The sequence below is a fragment of the Streptomyces sp. GESEQ-35 genome (genome assembly GCF_017948485.1).
Lineage (GTDB): Bacteria > Actinomycetota > Actinomycetes > Streptomycetales > Streptomycetaceae > Streptomyces.
Genome location: NZ_JAFFSX010000001.1, coordinates 800,689 through 817,038 on the forward strand (window position 1 = coordinate 800,689; position 16,350 = coordinate 817,038).

The following is a 16,350-nucleotide window of genomic DNA, read 5'->3' on the forward strand; positions in this document are numbered from 1 at the left end:
GGGACGGGGTCGCCGTACCGTGAATTCCGACCGCTCTCGGGGTGGGAGACGTATGGCACAGGCCGCCGACGCAGCGCGGACCGTCATCATGACCGTGGACGACGACCCGGGAGTCTCCCGTGCCGTCGCCCGCGACCTGCGGCGCCGCTACGGCGCGTCGTATCGGATCGTGCGCGCGGAGTCCGGCGAGTCGGCGCTGGAGGCACTGCGCGAGCTGAAGCTGCGCGGCGATCTGGTGGCTGTGATCCTGGCCGACTACCGCATGCCTCAGATGAACGGCATCGAGTTCCTCGAACAGGCCCTGGACGTGTATCCCGGGGCACGCCGGGTGCTGCTGACCGCGTACGCGGACACGAACGCGGCGATCGACGCGATCAACGTCGTCGACCTCGACCACTATCTGCTCAAGCCGTGGGATCCGCCCGAGGAGAAGCTCTATCCCGTCCTCGACGATCTGCTGGAGGCATGGCGCTGTAGCGACTTCCGGCCGGTGCCCAGCACCAAGGTGATCGGGCACCGCTGGTCGGCGCGTTCCTCGGACGTACGGGAGTTCCTGGCCCGCAACCAGGTGCCGTACCGCTGGTACTCGGCCGACGAACCCGAGGGCGGACGGCTGCTGGCGGCCGCCGGCCAGGACGGGCAGCGGCTGCCGGTCGTGATCACCGCGGACGGCACGCCCCTCGTCGAGCCGGACGCGCCGGAGCTCGCCGCCCACGTCGGGCTGGCGACCACACCGACCGCCGACTTCTATGACCTCGTGGTGATCGGGGGCGGCCCGGCCGGGCTGGGCGCCGCCGTGTACGGGGCCTCGGAGGGCCTCCGCACGGTGCTCGTGGAGCGGTCGGCGACCGGCGGGCAGGCCGGGCAGAGTTCACGCATCGAGAACTACCTCGGCTTCCCCGACGGCGTCTCGGGGGCACAGCTCACCGACCGGGCCCGGCGGCAGGCCGCGAAGTTCGGCGCCGAGATCCTCACCGCGCGCGAGGTGACGGGACTGGAGATCAACGGCGCGGCACGGGTCGTACGGTTCTCGGACGGATCGGCGGTCGCCGCGCACAGTGTGATCCTGGCGACCGGCGTGTCGTACCGGCAGCTTCAGGCGCCGGGCACGACCGATCTGACCGGATGCGGCGTGTTCTACGGGTCGGCGCTGACCGAGGCGGCCTCCTGCCAGGGACACGACGTGTACATCGTGGGCGGCGCCAACTCCGCCGGACAGGCGGCGATGTACCTGGCCCGGGGCGCCAAGTCGGTGACCCTGCTGGTGCGCGGTGTGGACCTGGCGGTGTCGATGTCGTACTACCTGGCCCAGCAGATCGACGAGGCACCCAACATCTCGGTCCGCGCCCGCACCGTCGTCGAGTCCGCGCACGGCTCCGACCACCTGGAGCAGCTGACCCTGCGTGACATGGAGAGCGGGCGGACCGAACTGGTCGACGCTCAGTGGCTGTTCGTGTTCATCGGCGCGGCTCCGCTCACCGGCTGGCTGGACGGCACGGTACTGCGGGACGAGCACGGCTTCATCCTGGCCGGGCCCGACCTCACCCCGGACGGACGGCCGCCTGCGGACTGGGCGCTGGACCGGCCGCCGTACCACCTGGAGACCAACATTCCCGGCGTGTTCGTGGCGGGCGACGCGCGCGCCGAGTCCGCCAAGCGCGTCGCGTCCGCCGTCGGAGAGGGAGCCATGGCCGTGATGCTCGTCCACCGGTATCTGGAGCAGTCATGAGCGGGCAGCCGTTGCCGTGCAACCCCACGGAGATCGGGTCGCTGTTCCTGTTCGAGAAGCTGTCCCCCGAGCAGCTCGGGCAACTGTGCCGCGAGGGGCGGGTGGAGAAGTTCGAGCCCGGGCCCGTGTACACCGAGGGTGATCCGGCCACCTGCTTCTACGTGATGATCGAGGGCACGGTCGTCCTCTCCCGCCGGGTCGGCGGCGACGACGTGGAGGTCACTCGGACGTCCCAGCGTGGGGTGTACGCGGGGTCCATGCAGGCGTACCTCGGGGACCGGGTGCGGCAGGTCTACAACAACTCCATGCGGGTCACGGAACCGTCCCGGTTCTTCGTGCTGCCCGGCGAGGCGTTCTCGGACTTCATGCAGCAGTGGTTCCCGATGGCCGTCCACCTCCTGGAGGGGCTCTTCTTCGGCTCGAAGAGCACTCAGCGGGCCATCGGACAGCGCGAACGGCTGCTGGCGCTCGGTTCGTTGTCGGCCGGTCTGACACACGAGCTCAACAACCCGGCCGCGGCGGCCGTACGAGCCACCGCGACACTGCGGGAGCGGGTGGGCAAGATGCGGCACAAGCTCGCCGTCATCGCCCAGGGCTCCTACTCCCCCGAGGTCATGGCGAACCTCATCGACATCCAGGAACGCACCGCCGAACGCGTCGCCAAGGCCCCCGTGTTGAGCCCACTGGAGGCCGCCGACCGGGAGGACGCCCTCACCGACTGGCTCGACGACCACGGCATCCAGGAGGGCTGGCGGATCGCGCCCACCTTCGTGCAGGCCGGTATCGACGCCGACTGGCTCGACCAGATCGCGGCTGCCGTGGACGAGGAGATCCTCCCGAACGCGATCGGCTGGCTCAGCTACACCGTCGAGACCGAGCTGTTGATGGACGAGATCAACGACTCCACCAACCGCATCTCACACCTCGTCGACGCCGCCAAGCAGTACTCGCAGCTCGACCGGGCGCCCTACCAGGTCGCCGATGTGCACGAACTCCTCGACTCCACGCTGCTGATGCTCTCGGGCAAGACCGGGGAGCGGATCAAGGTCGTCAAGGAGTACGACCGTACGCTCCCGAAGATCCCGGCGTACCCGGCGGAGCTCAACCAGGTGTGGACCAACCTCATCGACAACGCGGTCGCCGCGATCAACGACGTCGGGGGCGAAGGGACGTTGACCGTACGGACGGGGCTCGACCGCGACCAGTTGCTGGTGGAGTTCCGTGACACCGGGCCCGGCGTGCCGCCGGAGATCCGCAGCCGCATCTTCGACCCCTTCTTCACCACGAAGCCCGTGGGTGAGGGCACCGGGCTGGGACTGGACATCTCCTGGCGGATCGTCGTCAACAAGCACCACGGCACGCTTCAGGTCGAGTCCGAGCCGGGCGACACGCGCTTCCAGGTGCTGCTGCCGCTCACCGCGGGGGAATCCGACACACCCGAGGAGCCGGCATGACCAGCGACAACATGATCGACCCGACTGTTCCGCCCAGTGGCACGGGATGCGTGGAGTGCGACGAGGCCGGCGGCTGGTGGTTCCATCTGCGGCGGTGCGCGCAGTGTGGGCACATCGGCTGTTGCGACTCCTCGCCGGCCAAGCATGCGACCTCGCACTTCCAGGCCACCGGGCATCCTGTGGTCCGTAGTTTCGAGCCGGGTGAGGGATGGTTCTGGAACTACGCGACGTCCGAGATGTACGAGGCGGGGCCGGATCTGGCGGGGCCGGTGAGTCATCCGGCTGATCAAGCGGTGCCGGGCCCTGCGGGGCGGGTGCCGGAGGATTGGGCGCGGGTGTTGCGGGCGTGAGCGCCTAAGAGCTCGGGGGGTTCTGTCCGTCGGCGACTGTAGGCCGTCTTGGGCTGGTCGCGCAGTTCCCCGCGCCCCTGGCGTCGGACCAGGCACTGTCAGTGGTGCGTGACAGGATGAGTTTGTGCCGCAGACCGCCTTCACCTCGCCCATCGTCGGCCGGGAGGACGAGCTTGCTCGCCTCTCCGGCGTACTGGAGCGCGCCCGTGCCGGCGAGGCTCGCGCCGTTCTCATCGCCGGGGATGCCGGGGTGGGGAAGACGCGGGTGCTGGATGAGGTGTCCGGGCGGGCCGCCGCTGCCGGGATGACCGTGTTGACCGGGCACTGTGTGGATCTGGGGGACGTCGGGCTGCCGTATCTGCCGTTCACCGAGGTGCTGGGGGTGCTTGCCGCCGACGAGCGGTTCGCGCCGGTCCTCGCAGCGCATCCGGCCGTGGACCGGCTGCTCGGTGCCGGGTCGCACGACGGCGGGCGGGTGCGGCTCTTCGAAGGTGTGGCGGGGCTGCTGGCCGACCTGGCGGACATCGCTCCGCTGCTGTTCGTGCTGGAGGACCTGCACTGGGCGGACCAGTCCTCACGGGATCTGCTGCGGTTCCTGCTCAGCCGCGGCATCCTCCAGCGGCCCGCGGGCGGTGCGCCCACGCATCGGCTGGCGATGTTCGCGTCGTACCGCGCGGACGACCTCCATCGGCGTCACCCTCTGCGTCCGCTGCTCGCCGAACTGGTGCGGCTGCCCGCCGTCGAGCGGCTCGAACTGCGGCCGATGGCCGACCCGGACGTGGCCCGTCTGGTGCGCGGTCTGCGGGCCCGTCCGGTGCCGGACACCACGGTCCGCCGGATCGTCGAGCGCGCCGAGGGCAACGCCTTCTACGCGGAGGAACTGCTGGCCGCCACGGACGCGGAGGCCGGCGGGGTACCCAGCGGTCTCGCGGACGTCCTCCTCATCCGCGTCGAGCAGCTGTCCGACACGGCCCAGCAGGTGCTGCGTACGGCGGCCGTCGCGGGGCGGCGGGTCGAGCACGACCTGCTGCGGGACGCGGTCGGACTCCCCGAGGACGAGCTGGAGTCGGCACTGCGGGAGGCCGTGGAGCGGCAACTCCTCGTCTCCGGGGGCGGCGACACGTACTCCTTCCGGCATGCCCTCGCCCGTGAGGCGGTGTACGCCGATCTGCTCCCGGGTGAACGGGCCCGGCTGCACGGATCGTTCGCCCGGCTGCTCTCCGGCCGGGGGCACCGCGCGGAGACCGCGGCCGAGCGTGCCCACCACTACCGCGCGAGCCATGACCTGACCGAGGCCCTGGCCGCCACGCTGGAGGCCGCCGACCATGCCCACCGGCTCGGTGCTCCCGCCGAGGAACTCAGGCACCTGGAAGCCGCGCTCGACGTGTGGTCTTCGGTGGACCCGACCGCCCGGCCCTCGGGCGAGGGCATCGACAGGGTGACGCTGACGCTGCGCGCCTCCGCCGCGGCCGCGCACGCCGGGGAGTCGCACCGCGCGGTCTCCCTGACCCGCTCCGCGCTGGCCGGCATCGGCCAGGACGCGGATTCGGAACTCGCCGCCCGGGTCCGCTACACGCTCGCCGGGAACCTGATCAGCGTCGACAGCCTGACGGCGGCGTTCGCGTACAGCAGCGAGGCGCTCGCCCTGATCCCCGCCGAACCCGCGTCGCGGACCTGGGTGTGGGCGGCGGCCACGCATGTGATGGCGGCCCGCCAGGTCGGGGAGACCGAGGTCGCGATCCGTGTCGCCCGCCAAGCCCTGCGCACCGCCGAGCAGTTGCAGGTGACGGACGCCCAGGCAGACCTGCTGATCTCGCTGGCCACTCTCGAAGGCGGCGGCCGCCGCACACCTCAGGGCCGCGAGCGGCTGAAGGAGGCCCGGGAGCTGGCCCGCAGTTCGGGCAACGCCCCGGTGGAGATGCGCGCCCTGTTCAACCTCGCCATGGGCTGCTTCGAGTCCGGTGATCTGGAGGAGTGCCTGCCCTGGCTGGCCGAGGGCCTGGAGCGCGCCCGCCGCGCCGGGCTGCTGTCCTCGCCGTATCCGCTGGAGATGCGCTATCTCCAGCTGCTGGTGCTGTACACCCTGGGACGCTGGGACGAGTGCCTGAGCGCGGCGGCCAGCGACGCCGAGGTGCTGCCGGCGGCCGGCGGATACACGGCGGGTCCCGCGCTGTACGTCGCCCTGGCGCGCGGCGACGTCAAGGCCGCCGACCGTGCGCGCGCCCTGTTGGAGGGGCCGTTCGACTGGATGGCCACGCTCGTCGCGGGCATCGTGCTGACGGACGCCGCCGCGCTGCTCGGCGATCAGGACGAGGCGGTGGAGCAGATGCGGTCGACGGTCGCGGCGCTCACCGACGACGCCGGCACGCCTCCCGACGCGACGGTCCGCCTCGCCGCACTCGCCCTGTCCGCCGTCGCCGACTCGGCCGTCGCACTCCGCCGCACCGGCGACGAGGCCGGGGCGCACCGCCTGGCGGAGACGGCGGTCGAGCTGGTGGAGCTGGCGCGGAATGTGGCCGGGCACGGTGACGACGGCATCCCGCAGGGCCCGGAGGGCCAGGCGTGGCTGGCCCGGGCCGAGGCGGAGTGGATGCGAGCCGTATCCGGTTCGGACGCGGAGGCGTGGGGGAAGGCGGTCGCCGCGTTCGACTTCGGCGACCCGTACGAACGGGCGCGCTGCCGACTGCGGTACGCCGAGGCCCTGTTGGCGGCCGACCGTCGCGAGGAGGCGGCCGTCGAGGCCGGCGCGGCCCGGGAGATGGCCGTCGAACTCCGCGCCACGCCACTGCTGGAGCGGGCCGACGCCCTGATCCGCCGGGGCAGGCTGTCGGACACCGGCAGCCACAGCCCGTCACTGCTCACCGCACGCGAGCAGGACGTCCTGCGGCTCCTCGCCCTCGGCCGCAGCAACCGGCAGATAGGCGAGGAGCTGTTCATCACCGGCAAGACGGCGAGCGTCCACGTCTCCAACATCCTCGGCAAGCTGAGCGCCGCCAGCCGCACCGAGGCCGTGGCGATCGCCTACCGGCGGGGCCTGATCACCCCGGAGCCGACGGCGTCCGGCTGACGAGCCCCGTCAGCCGGGTCGGATATGGGTCATGCACAGTCGAGGCTGTCCAGGTCCACGGCGTCCGCCATGGCCTGCATTCCCTTGTCGTTGGGGTGCAGATGGTCGCCGTTGTCGAAGAAGGGCAGGATCCGCTCGGGGTCGTAGGGGCTGCGCAGGATGCGGTCGAAGTCGGTGACGGCGTCGAACTCCCCGCCGGCTCTGACGAATTGGTTCACTTCCTGGCGTACGGCCTCGGCCGCCGGGTCCCATTCGGACCAGCCCTTGAAGGGTCCGACGGTGGCACCGACGACGCACTTACCGGCGGCGTGCGCCCGCGCGATGATCTCCCGGTAGCCGTCGATCATGGCCTGGGCGGTGACGCCCGTATGGGCCTTGATGTCGTTGACGCCCTCGAAGAGGAACACGGTGCGCACGCCCGGCTGGGACAGGACGTCGCGTTGCAGCCGGTTGAGGGCGCTCTGGCCGGCGCCGTCGGCCAGCACCTTGTTGCCGGAGATCCCCTCGTTCGCCACACCCTTGACGTCCGTGTCGGCCTGCTGGAGCCGGCGGGCGAGATAGTCGGGCCAGCGGCGGTTGAGATCGGTGGTGGACTGCCAGCCGTCGGTGATGGAGTCGCCGAGGGCGACGACCGCCGCCGAGGTGGTACGGACGGAGACCGCGTCGAGGTAGAACCACGAGCCGGTCGTACCCGTCCAGTTGGCGGCACCCTCCTCCGCCGTGTGATCGCCCTGAGTCGTGTACGACGTCGCCATCGCCATGCCGTGTCCCGTCGCCGGGCCCGCCGCGTCCGGCGAATGGATGCTGACCACCAGGTCGGTCGCGGCGGGCACCTTTCCGGGCAGGGGGTCGCTGAGCACGGTTTCGCCCGCGGGGACGGTGACGGACGGCGCGCCGTCGAAGGTCAGCCGCCGGTTGCTGCCGCGGACCAGTTCGGCGCCCGCCTTCCGGATGCCGGCGTAGGCGCTGTCGAAGGTGATCGGCCGGTCGCCGAAGGCGTTGGAGAGCCGGATCCGCAGGTCGGTGCCTGCCGCGCTGGTGTGCACGACGAGCCGGTAGCCCTGGCCTGCGACCGCGTCGCCCATCCGATCGGCGCTCGCGCCCCAGGTGATGACCTCGGACGGCCGGGCGTCGGCGGCCTGCGCCGGAGCGGCCTGGAGGGCCCCTCCGGCCACCAGCAACGCGGCGACCAGTCTGGCGATCACCGGGCCAGGTCCTTCAGCGTCACGGACTGCCCGGGCTTCAGGTTCACCGTCCGGGATGTGCCGCCGTATGCCACCGTCGTCGTCCGCCCGCCGACGCTGCGGATGCGGGCTTCGGTCGGCTTGCCGTCCTTCCAGCGCAGGTCGACGACGAAGCCGCCGCGGGCCCCGACGCCGGTGACGGAGCCGGACTCGGCCCAGGCGTCGGGGAGGGCCGGGAGGAGCTCCAGGTGCCCGGGGCGGGAGTACAGCAGCATCTCCAGCATGGCCGCGGGGGTGCCCCAGTTCGCCTCGGCCTGGAAGATGCCCCGGCCCTTCTCCACCTCGTAGATGTCGAAGAGGTTGAAGGCAGTGCCGTTGCTGCCGTCGACGGACGGGCGGAGGTTGTTGACGATCAGCTGGTAGGCCTTGTCGGCGTCCTTGAGCCGGGCCCAGCATAGGCTGCGCCAGGCGTTGGCCCAGCCGAAGCTCTCCATGCCGCGCGCGGTGAGCAGGGCGGTGGCGCCGTCGACGATCTCCTTCGGGGTGGAGCCGTCGGGGCGGATGCGGTCGCCGGGGAACAGGTTGATGAGCGGTGACAGGTGCCGGTGGGTGGTCTCGCCGAGGTTGTCCGGCGACATCCACTCCTCCAGCCAGCCCGAGGTCGGGCTCACCTTCGGCAGGTACAGGCGCTTGCGCATGCCCGCGATCGTGTCCGCGTAACCGGTGTCACGCTTCAGCTCCGCGGACGCGACGCAGTAGTAGCCGAACAGCATCCACACCAGTTCCTGGGCGTACGTCATGCCCTTGGCGTCCTGCGGACCGTGCTCCGGCGACCAGTCGCTGTCCGCGATGAGGACCTCCTGCGAGGTACCCGGCAGAGTGGTGGTGAGCAGCCGCGACTCCCAGAACTCGACGGCGCCCTTGAGCAGCGGATAGATCTTCGCGAGGTGGGTCCGGGACTGGGTGAACTCGTAGTGCTCCCACAGGCTCTGGCACAGCCAGGCGTTGCCCGCGGGGTGCCACCACCAGCCGAGGCCGCCGTAGATGTTGGTGGAGAAGGCGACCGTCCATCCGGCGATCTTTCCGCTTGAGTTGCGGAAGCGGTTGCGCGGGTCGTTGAAGTGCTTCTTGGTGAGCTCGGTCCAGGACGGGAGCTGGTCGAGACAGTAGTCGGTGAAGGCGTCGAAGCACTGGGACAGGCCGGCCCGGTCGGTCATCCAGTAGTTCATCTGGATGTTGACGTCCGTGTGGTAGTCGCCCATCCAGTCCGGGTCGTTGCCGTCGAGCCACACGCCCTGGAGGTTCAGCGGCAGGCTGTCGCGCGAGCCGGAGATCGTGAGGTACCGGCCGAACTGGAGGTAGGCCGCTTCCAGTTCGGGGTCGGGTACGTCGTCGCGGTCGCGCGCGTGCAGGCGCTCCCACGTGTCGAGTTCGCGCTGTTCGGCCGAGGACGTGCCGAGCGAGAGGTCCATCGTCCCGTAGAGCTTGCGGTAGTCGGCGATGTGGGTGCGCCGCAGGGCGTCCGCCGATTCCGCGGCGGCGTCGCGGACCTTCGTCCGGGCCAGCTTCTCGGGGTCCAGGGAGGGGTTGCGGTAGTTCTTCTCGACGTCGGGCGCGTAGTTGGTGCCGGCGCTCACCACGACGGTGAGTTCCTTGCAGCCGGAGAAGTCGATCCGGGTGCCGTTGACGGTGACCTTGCCGCCGTTGCTGCGGGCCTTGACGGCGGCGCCGTAGCGCAGGCCGTTGGCGAGGGTGGCGCCGAACGACTCGGCGGCGGTGATGGTCTCGCCGTGGGTGCCGGTCAGGCTGATCGAGCCGGTGTAGCGGCCGCCGCCGCTCTGGGTGAAGTGCAGGACGATCACGTCGTCGGGGTGGCTGGCGTACATCTCACGCCGGTAGGTGACACCGGAGCGGACGTAGGAGCTGGTGACCAGGGACTGGGCGAGGTCGAGGGTGCGGCGGTAGCCGGAGACGGCGCCCAGGTCGTGGTCCGGGATGTCGACGGTGAGCTTGGCGAGCAGCGTGAAGGAGCCGAAGTCGGCGCGCCCGTAGGGGAACTGGCCGTCGTTGTCGAGCGTGCCGTTGAGGCCGCCGGTCCACATCGAGACGTCGGTGATCATCAGCAGCTCGCGGCCCGGGTCGTTGCTCGCGAGCGCTCCGAGGCGGCCGTTGCCGACGGGGAGGCCCTGTTCGATCAGTGAGCCCTCGTCGCCGGGGGCCTGCCACCACAGCTGCTGCTTGGAGGCGTCGGCGGGCAGCGGGACTTCGGCGGGGCGGGCGGGCGCGGCGGAGGCGGTGAAGGTGGGCAGCGTGCCGAGGGCGGCGGTGAGGCCGGCCGTGGTGGCGAGGGAGAGAAGGGTTCTTCTGCTGGGCTCGTTCGGGTTGGTGTTCATGTGCGGCTCCGGGTGCGGCTGGGGCGGGGGCCCGGCACAGGGACCGGGCCCCCGAGGGGAGGACGGAAGGAGATCAGGAGGTCTTCTGCACGTCGATCCGGTCGATGTCCGGCGCGTAGCCGGACCCGCTGTCGAACGTGATCGTGTTGGCCCCGGCCTTCAACTTCACCGGCACATAGACGCTGTTCACCGTTGCCCAGTCGCCCGTGGACGCGAACTTGTGCGATGTGCCACCACCGCCGTTGGCCGAGACGGCGATCGAACGGGAGTCGCCGCTGACGTAGGCGACCTTGATCTGGTAGGTGCCGGCCTTGGCCACCTGGACGTCGTTGACAGTGACCTTGCCGCCGACGTAGAGGTTGCCGACCTTGCGGCCGTCGGAGCAGGCGGAGCAGTCGGCGACGGAGGCGCTGCCGCTCAGCGTGCCGGCCTCGGCCTCGTAGCCGGTCCACGCCAGGCCGGTGCCGCGCGGCGTGACGGTGAACAGCCGGGAGCCGTGTGCGGGAAGCGCCTGGGTGATCTTGTCGGTGTAGGAGCCGAGGGTCTCCTTGTTCCAGACGTCCCGTACCGAGGCCTTGCCCTTGAAGCCGAGGGTCGACCAGTTCGCGGTGACCGAGGCCGGGGCGTCGGACAGGTTGAACAGGGCGACGGTGTAGGTGCCGTCGGGGTTCTTCGCGGCCCACACCTGCTGCGGGTCGGAGGCGGTGACGGGCTCGGCGGGCGGCGCGCTGCTCTGGTTGATCGCGATGACATCGCGGTTGGTCAGCAGGGACAAGCCGTAGGAGTCGAGCTTCGTGAGGTCGTCGCCGGTGTAGAAGGGGGACTTGGCTATCGCCCACAGGGTGGCGTAGCTCTGCCGCTCGGCCTTGGTGAGGCCGTCCATCTCACCGTTGCCGACGTTGACGGAGTCGAGGTCGTTCCAGCCGCCGGGGCCGGAGTGGTCGGTCCAGGCCGGGGCGTCGTCCCAGCGGTCGTCGACCGAGTTCTCCCAGCTGACCAGGGTGTTGCAGTAGCACTCGACATCCGTGTCGATGCGCCAGCCGTTGGAGTACTTCTTCCAGTCCTCGACGTGTCCGTAGTCGAGGGACCAGGACAGCTCCAGGTGGATCGGGCGGCCGGCGGTGGCGATGGCCTTCTGCCAGGCGGCCACGTCGGCCACGTTGTTGTAGTTGTCGCCGCTCTTGAACGAGCCGGGGCCTACGCCGTCGAGCTTCAGGAAGTCATAGCCCCAGTCGGCGAACAGCTGTGCCTGGGAGTCGATGTACTTCTGCCCGCAGGGGTTGGAGAAGTCGATCTTGTAGGCGCTGTCCCAGCCGTTGGTGGTGCGCAGGTCGTCGTAGACGAGGTCGGCGGTGGTGCAGCCCTCGGCGTTCCAGATCGGCGTCTTGCCGTCGTTGTACGCCCCCTTCTCCAGGCCGACCGGGAGGTAGATGCCGGCCTTGAGACCTTTGGCGTGGATGCGGTCGGCGACGGCCTTCATGCCGCTCGGGAAGCGCTCCGGGTCGGCCTTCTGGCGGCCGTACTCGTCGTAGTTCTGCTTCCACGACCAGTCCATCCACCAGCCGGCGTCGATGTTGATGTACTCGTAGCCGTAGTTCTTCAGCTTGGCGGCCATGGCGTCGGTCTGCTTGAGGACGTTCGCCTCGGACAGGTAGCTGTAGTCGCCCTTCGGGTTGAGGCCCGGGTACTTCGACGACTGCATGCTCCAACTCGTCCAGCCCATATAGGGCTTGGCGGCGACTGCGGGAGCCGCTGTCTCGGCGGTGGTCTCGGCGCCGGCCGCCGAGGCGGTCGTCGCGAAGCCGGCGGTGAGGGCCAGCACGAGCACGGATCTCAGCGCGCGTGCGGGCATGACGGGGTACGAGGATGACCGCATGGGTCGTGCCTCCTGGTGGTGGGTGCGGGTGCGGGTGGGTGCTAGTTCAGGTCGGACCTGATGAAGGACTGGATCGCGGTGGCGGCGGCCCCGCGTGCCCATTCCTCGAAGGCCAGCGGGCGGGTCTGTACGTCGCACTGGGCGGCGGAGCCGAAGGCGGCGGCGGTGAAGGTGTCACGAATCTGCTCGGCGAACAGGTCGTAGGCGGTCAGGCCCTCGCCGGAGATGATCACGCGCTCGGGGCCGAGCAGGTTGGCGACGGTGGCGATGCCCCGGCCGATCGCCGCACCGGCGCGTGCGAACACCTCCCGTGCTCCGGCGACTCCTTGGTGGGCCAGGGCCACGGCCTCGGCGGTGTCGGCGACCTCGATGCCCGTGGCTTCGCGGACCTGCCGGACGATCGCGGCGTCCCCGGCGATCGCCTCCACACAGCCGCGGTTGCCGCAGTGGCACAGCGGGCCCGCCGGGTCGACGGTCACATGGCCGATCTCACCGGCCACTCCGTGCGCGCCGGCGACCACCCGGCCGTGCACGACGAGGCCGCAGCCGATGCCCGCACCGACCGTGACCACGGCGAAGTCGGAGAGTCCGGCACCGGCGCCGAACCACTGTTCGGCGACGGTCAGGGCCCGCACGTCGTTGTCGACGGTGACCGGCAACCCCGTGGTCATGGCGGCGAGTTCGGCGAGCGGGACGTCGCGCCACTCGAGGAACGGCGAGTAGCGGACGACTCCTTCGCCGCGGTCGACGTCGCCGGAGACGGCGATGCCGATGCCGAGGACCGATGCGCCCGACTCGTCTGCCTCGGCGAGCAGTTCCTGCACCAGATCCGCGACCGAGGACAGCACCGCCTTGGGAGCGCGGGCCGGCGGCGACGCGCGGCGGGCGACGCGGATACGGCAGCACAGGTCGGTGAGCACGCCGATGATCTCGTCGCCCGTCAGCTTGATCCCGATGAACAGCGCCCGTCCGCCGTCGACCCGGACCAGGTTCGCGGGCCGCCCGAGCGCCGGACGCGCGGCGGCGTCCACGTCCTCCACGAGGTAACCGGCCTCGATCAGGGGCCGGACCGCCTTGGTGACGGCAGCCGCGGAGAGGCCGGACCGCCGCGCCAACTCCAGCCGGGTGAGGGGCCCTTGGGAGAGGACGGCGGTGAAGATCTGGGACGAGGCCGGCGTATTGACGGGGAAGGTCTCGGCACGGACGGGCGGGTGCATGGCCGGAACCTAGAACTGTTTTTTTCCGTCGTCAATAAAAGAAGCAGGATTTACCTGTGAGACCCGGCAGCCGCATGTGCCGACTCGCGGCGACTCCTCGGCTGCCGGGTGGGATGTCAGTGGCCGGCGGCCGGCGTGTTGGCGAGGGTTACGTTGACGGCGGCCCACGCCCGGTTCACCGCCTTGTACTCCGTGCTGTTGAGCCCGTGGAGGTCCTTGGCCGCCCTCAGCGTCGCGCTGCGCGCGTCGTGGAAGTCGGTCGTGGAGACCATGTAGCGGGTCAGTGCGCGGTAGAAGATCGCCGTGGCCTTGGTGCGGCCGATCCCCTTCACCGGCAGGCCGTCGTAGGTCGGCGAGTCGTAGGTGACGCTGCCGATCTTCTTGCGGCCGCTGCCCTCGGCGAGGAGGTAGTAGGCGTGCGAGGAGACGCCGGAGCCCGCGTGCACCTCGGCGTCGTAGACCGCCGGTGACCAGTAGTCGATCGCGCGCTCGAGCACGTCGAGGGAGGGGCGGTCGAGGCGGCGCAGGAACTTCTGGTCGAGGCCGAGCTTCTCGCCGACGAGGTAGTTGGGCGGGTTCTTGGGGTTGTCGGCGCTGAACTCGACGGCGGAGCCGAAGATGTCGGCGAGGGACTCGTTGAGGGAGCCCGCCTCGCCGTACTGGTTGCCCTCGGCGTCCACGCGGGTGGGCTCCAGACGGGCGGTGGCGTCGACCACGCCGTGGGTGAGTTCGTGGCCGGTGACGTCGAGGACGACGAGCGGCTTCTTGAACATGTCGCCGTCGCCGTCGCCGTACAGCATGCAGCCGCAGGTGGGATCCCAGAACGCGTTGCCGACCTTGTTGCCGAAGTGGACCAGGGCACGGGCGCCCTTGCCATCGTTCTTGATGCCCTTGCGGCCGAAGGTCTTCTTGTAGAAGTCCAGGGTCTTGGTGATGCCGTACTGGGCGTCGACGGCGGCGCTCGCACGGTTCGAGACGGTGCCGGTGCCCCACTTGTTGGTGGTGCTGGTGATCTTCTTGCCGCGGGCGAAACTCGTCGGCTCCCCGCCCTTGGCGTCCCGCGTCTCGGTGCCCCAGCGGCTGGGGTCCTTGAGTACGTAACTGGTGCGGGCGGTCCGGGTGGTGGTCAGCGTGACCTTGCCGGCGAAGAGGGACGTGCCGGTGCCGGTCGCCGGTGCCGGGTAGCGGGCGGCCCCCGCCGCGGGAGTCGCGGCGAGGCCGGTGGGTTGTGGGGCGGTGCCGGTGGCCGGGTCGAGCGTCTCGCCGCGTTCGCGCAGGGCGTCCACCAGATCCGGTGACAGGAACTCTTCGCTGTCGGGCGTGTTGCTGCGGACCTTGCCGGTGAGGGCGTCGATGACGACGGTCCGGGAGCCGCCGCCCTCCGCGGTGTCGCTGTCGCTGACACGCACCTCGTAGGCGAGGGCCGACGCGCCACGCCGGGCGTCGACAACGAGCTCGACGCTCTTCACCGTCCCCTTCGCGATGTCGGCCGCCTTCTCCTCTGCCTGGCCGGTCGTCAGCTTCGCCTCGGAGGCGAGCGTGACGCGGTGGTCGGCGGCCCGGGTGACACCGGCGTACGACAACTGCTCGGTGAGGTGGACGACGAGGTCGCCGCCGAGGACCGGCATCCCGTGGTGGGCCCGGACGAAACGGACGTGGCGCGCGCCCTCCGGGTCGATCAGCACGTCCTGGGCGTGCAGTTCGTCACCCGCTGCGACTCCGGCGGCCGTTGCGTGGGCGAAGGCGGCGGCGCGGGCCGCGTCGACCACGGAGGCGGCAGAGGTGGCGGAGACGGCGGCGTGGTCGGTCCCCGTGGCCGGGCCGGCGAAGGCCGTGCCGGTGAGCCCTGTTGCGGCGGTCGTCACAGCTACGGCGACCGCCAGGCTGCGTATGTGAGGTCTGCGCACTTGAGGGGTTCCTTCGTGCGAAGGCGGCCGGGGTCACCAACCGCCTTGAGGCATGGCGCAGTTGGTGCGCCATGGGGGCTGGTCGGGCCCCCGGTGCGCAACCCTTACGGATGAGTCATGCCCATGTAAAGCATGAATCGTCCGTTAAATGCTTTACATGGCGATAAGGCATGCATCCGTACTGCTCAGCGATCGGAGGGCGATCAACCGTCCGTCGACTGTGGAGAGGTGACGGGACGCGGGAAGGTTGCCCGGCGTCGATGTGACCGACGTCGCATCGCCTGCTCGTCGCGCCGGTAACGCGGTGGTGGGGAACCCGTACGCCCCGGTGGACGTTTTCCGGACAACCCCGACCGGGGCCGGATCCACGACCACCAAGGCGGCACCATGAGCGAGTTGGTCCCAGGGGGCAATCTGCCCCTCCCGGGCAGCGCCGTGACCGTCCGGGTGCCCGGCCCGTTCGACGTGTCCGCACTCATCACGGACGACAGCGGGAAGGTCCGGGGCGACGCCGATTTCGTGTTCTACAACCAGCCGTCCGCGCCGGGGGCCCGGCTGCACGACGACACGCTGACGGTCGACCCACCGGGGCTGCCTGCCGGCGCCACCAAGGTCACGGTGGTGGTCAGCGCCGCCGATCCCGGCACTCCCCTGGGCCGGCTGCCCGCCCCCACCCTCCTGGTCACCGGTCCGGGCGGCCGTCTGCTCGCCCGGTTCACCCCACCGCGGCTACGACAGGAGACGGTGCTGCTGCTCGCGGAGATCTACCGGCGCGGCACCGGCTGGAAGGTGCGCGCGCTCGGTCAGGGGTACGCGGACGGACTGGCGGGCCTCGCCCGCGACTTCGGGGTGGAGGTCCTCGACGACAGCCCGACGGCCCAGGCGCCGCCCACGCCGTACGGAGCAGCGCCCGCATCCTCCCGCGCGCCACACCGCCCGGCCGCGTCGCCACATCGTCCGCCCACCGCGCCACACCGCCCCGCCACGGCGACGCAGCGTCCAACCGCCGCGCCACACCGCCCCGCCACCGCGCCACCTCGTGCACCCGCCGCGCCCCGCCCCCCCCCCCCCCCCCCCCCCCCCCCCCCCCCCCCCCCCCCCCCCCCCCCCCCCCCCCCCCCCCCCGCCCCCCCCCCCCGCCCCCCCCCCCCCCCCCCCCCCCCCCCCCCCCCT

At 71.0% G+C, this 16,350-nt stretch carries 9 protein-coding genes and 1 pseudogene; 5 read left to right on the forward strand and 5 right to left on the reverse strand.

Annotated elements, in window-relative coordinates; translation table 11 throughout:
- Positions 1–52: 52 nt before the first annotated feature.
- The 4 genes from KCH87_RS03565 (at position 53) to KCH87_RS03580 (ending at position 6,600) form a co-directional block, all read left to right on the forward strand.
- Positions 53–1,729: an FAD-dependent oxidoreductase gene (locus KCH87_RS03565; RefSeq protein ID WP_210583955.1), complete on the forward strand. Its 1,677-nt coding sequence runs from the start codon at positions 53–55 to the stop codon at positions 1,727–1,729.
- Positions 1,726–3,183 (forward strand): ATP-binding protein, encoded by a 1,458-nt coding sequence (locus KCH87_RS03570; RefSeq protein WP_210583956.1) that lies wholly within the window; start codon positions 1,726–1,728, stop codon positions 3,181–3,183. The genes KCH87_RS03565 and KCH87_RS03570 overlap by 4 nt, the downstream gene beginning before the upstream one ends.
- On the forward strand, positions 3,180–3,533 hold the full coding sequence (locus tag KCH87_RS03575; RefSeq protein ID WP_210583958.1) for a UBP-type zinc finger domain-containing protein: 354 nt from the start codon (positions 3,180–3,182) through the stop codon (positions 3,531–3,533). Before KCH87_RS03570 ends, KCH87_RS03575 begins: the two co-directional genes overlap by 4 nt.
- Before the next feature lie 124 nt (positions 3,534–3,657).
- On the forward strand, positions 3,658–6,600 hold the full coding sequence (locus tag KCH87_RS03580; protein ID WP_210583960.1) for a helix-turn-helix transcriptional regulator: 2,943 nt from the start codon (positions 3,658–3,660) through the stop codon (positions 6,598–6,600).
- Between the two features lie 29 nt (positions 6,601–6,629).
- Here KCH87_RS03580 and KCH87_RS03585 read toward each other — a convergent pair whose 3' ends face one another.
- The 5 genes from KCH87_RS03585 to KCH87_RS03605 all read right to left on the reverse strand — a co-directional run bounded on the left by KCH87_RS03585 (position 6,630) and on the right by KCH87_RS03605 (position 15,177).
- Positions 6,630–7,805, reverse strand: a complete 1,176-nt coding sequence (locus KCH87_RS03585; protein ID WP_374198943.1) for an SGNH/GDSL hydrolase family protein — start codon at positions 7,803–7,805, stop codon at positions 6,630–6,632.
- Entirely contained in the window at positions 7,802–10,177 is a 2,376-nt protein-coding gene (locus tag KCH87_RS03590) for a glycoside hydrolase N-terminal domain-containing protein (RefSeq protein WP_210583961.1), read from the reverse strand. Before KCH87_RS03590 ends, KCH87_RS03585 begins: the two co-directional genes overlap by 4 nt.
- A 73-nt stretch (positions 10,178–10,250) precedes the next feature.
- Positions 10,251–12,053: a CBM35 domain-containing protein gene (locus KCH87_RS03595; RefSeq protein ID WP_210583964.1), complete on the reverse strand. Its 1,803-nt coding sequence runs from the start codon at positions 12,051–12,053 to the stop codon at positions 10,251–10,253.
- A 41-nt stretch (positions 12,054–12,094) separates the two neighbouring features.
- A complete protein-coding gene (locus tag KCH87_RS03600; protein ID WP_210583966.1) occupies positions 12,095–13,270 on the reverse strand; it encodes an ROK family transcriptional regulator in 1,176 nt (391 codons plus the stop codon).
- A gap of 116 nt (positions 13,271–13,386) precedes the next feature.
- Positions 13,387–15,177 (reverse strand): M4 family metallopeptidase, encoded by a 1,791-nt coding sequence (locus KCH87_RS03605; RefSeq protein ID WP_210583968.1) that lies wholly within the window; start codon positions 15,175–15,177, stop codon positions 13,387–13,389.
- A 387-nt stretch (positions 15,178–15,564) separates the two neighbouring features.
- On the opposite strand from KCH87_RS03605, the pseudogene KCH87_RS03610 reads away from it, so the two are divergent.
- A pseudogene (locus KCH87_RS03610) lies at positions 15,565–16,236 on the forward strand (TerD family protein); the annotation flags it as partial.
- Between the last annotated feature and the right edge of the window lie 114 nt (positions 16,237–16,350).

Coding starts and splice junctions, on each gene's coding strand:
- KCH87_RS03565 (WP_210583955.1), top strand. CDS start 53: ATGGCACAGGCCGCCGACGCAGCGCGGACCGTCATCATGACCGTGGAC.
- KCH87_RS03600 (WP_210583966.1), bottom strand. CDS start 13,270: ATGCACCCGCCCGTCCGTGCCGAGACCTTCCCCGTCAATACGCCGGCC.
- KCH87_RS03570 (WP_210583956.1), top strand. CDS start 1,726: ATGAGCGGGCAGCCGTTGCCGTGCAACCCCACGGAGATCGGGTCGCTG.
- KCH87_RS03575 (WP_210583958.1), top strand. CDS start 3,180: ATGACCAGCGACAACATGATCGACCCGACTGTTCCGCCCAGTGGCACG.
- KCH87_RS03595 (WP_210583964.1), bottom strand. CDS start 12,053: ATGCGGTCATCCTCGTACCCCGTCATGCCCGCACGCGCGCTGAGATCC.
- KCH87_RS03590 (WP_210583961.1), bottom strand. CDS start 10,177: ATGAACACCAACCCGAACGAGCCCAGCAGAAGAACCCTTCTCTCCCTC.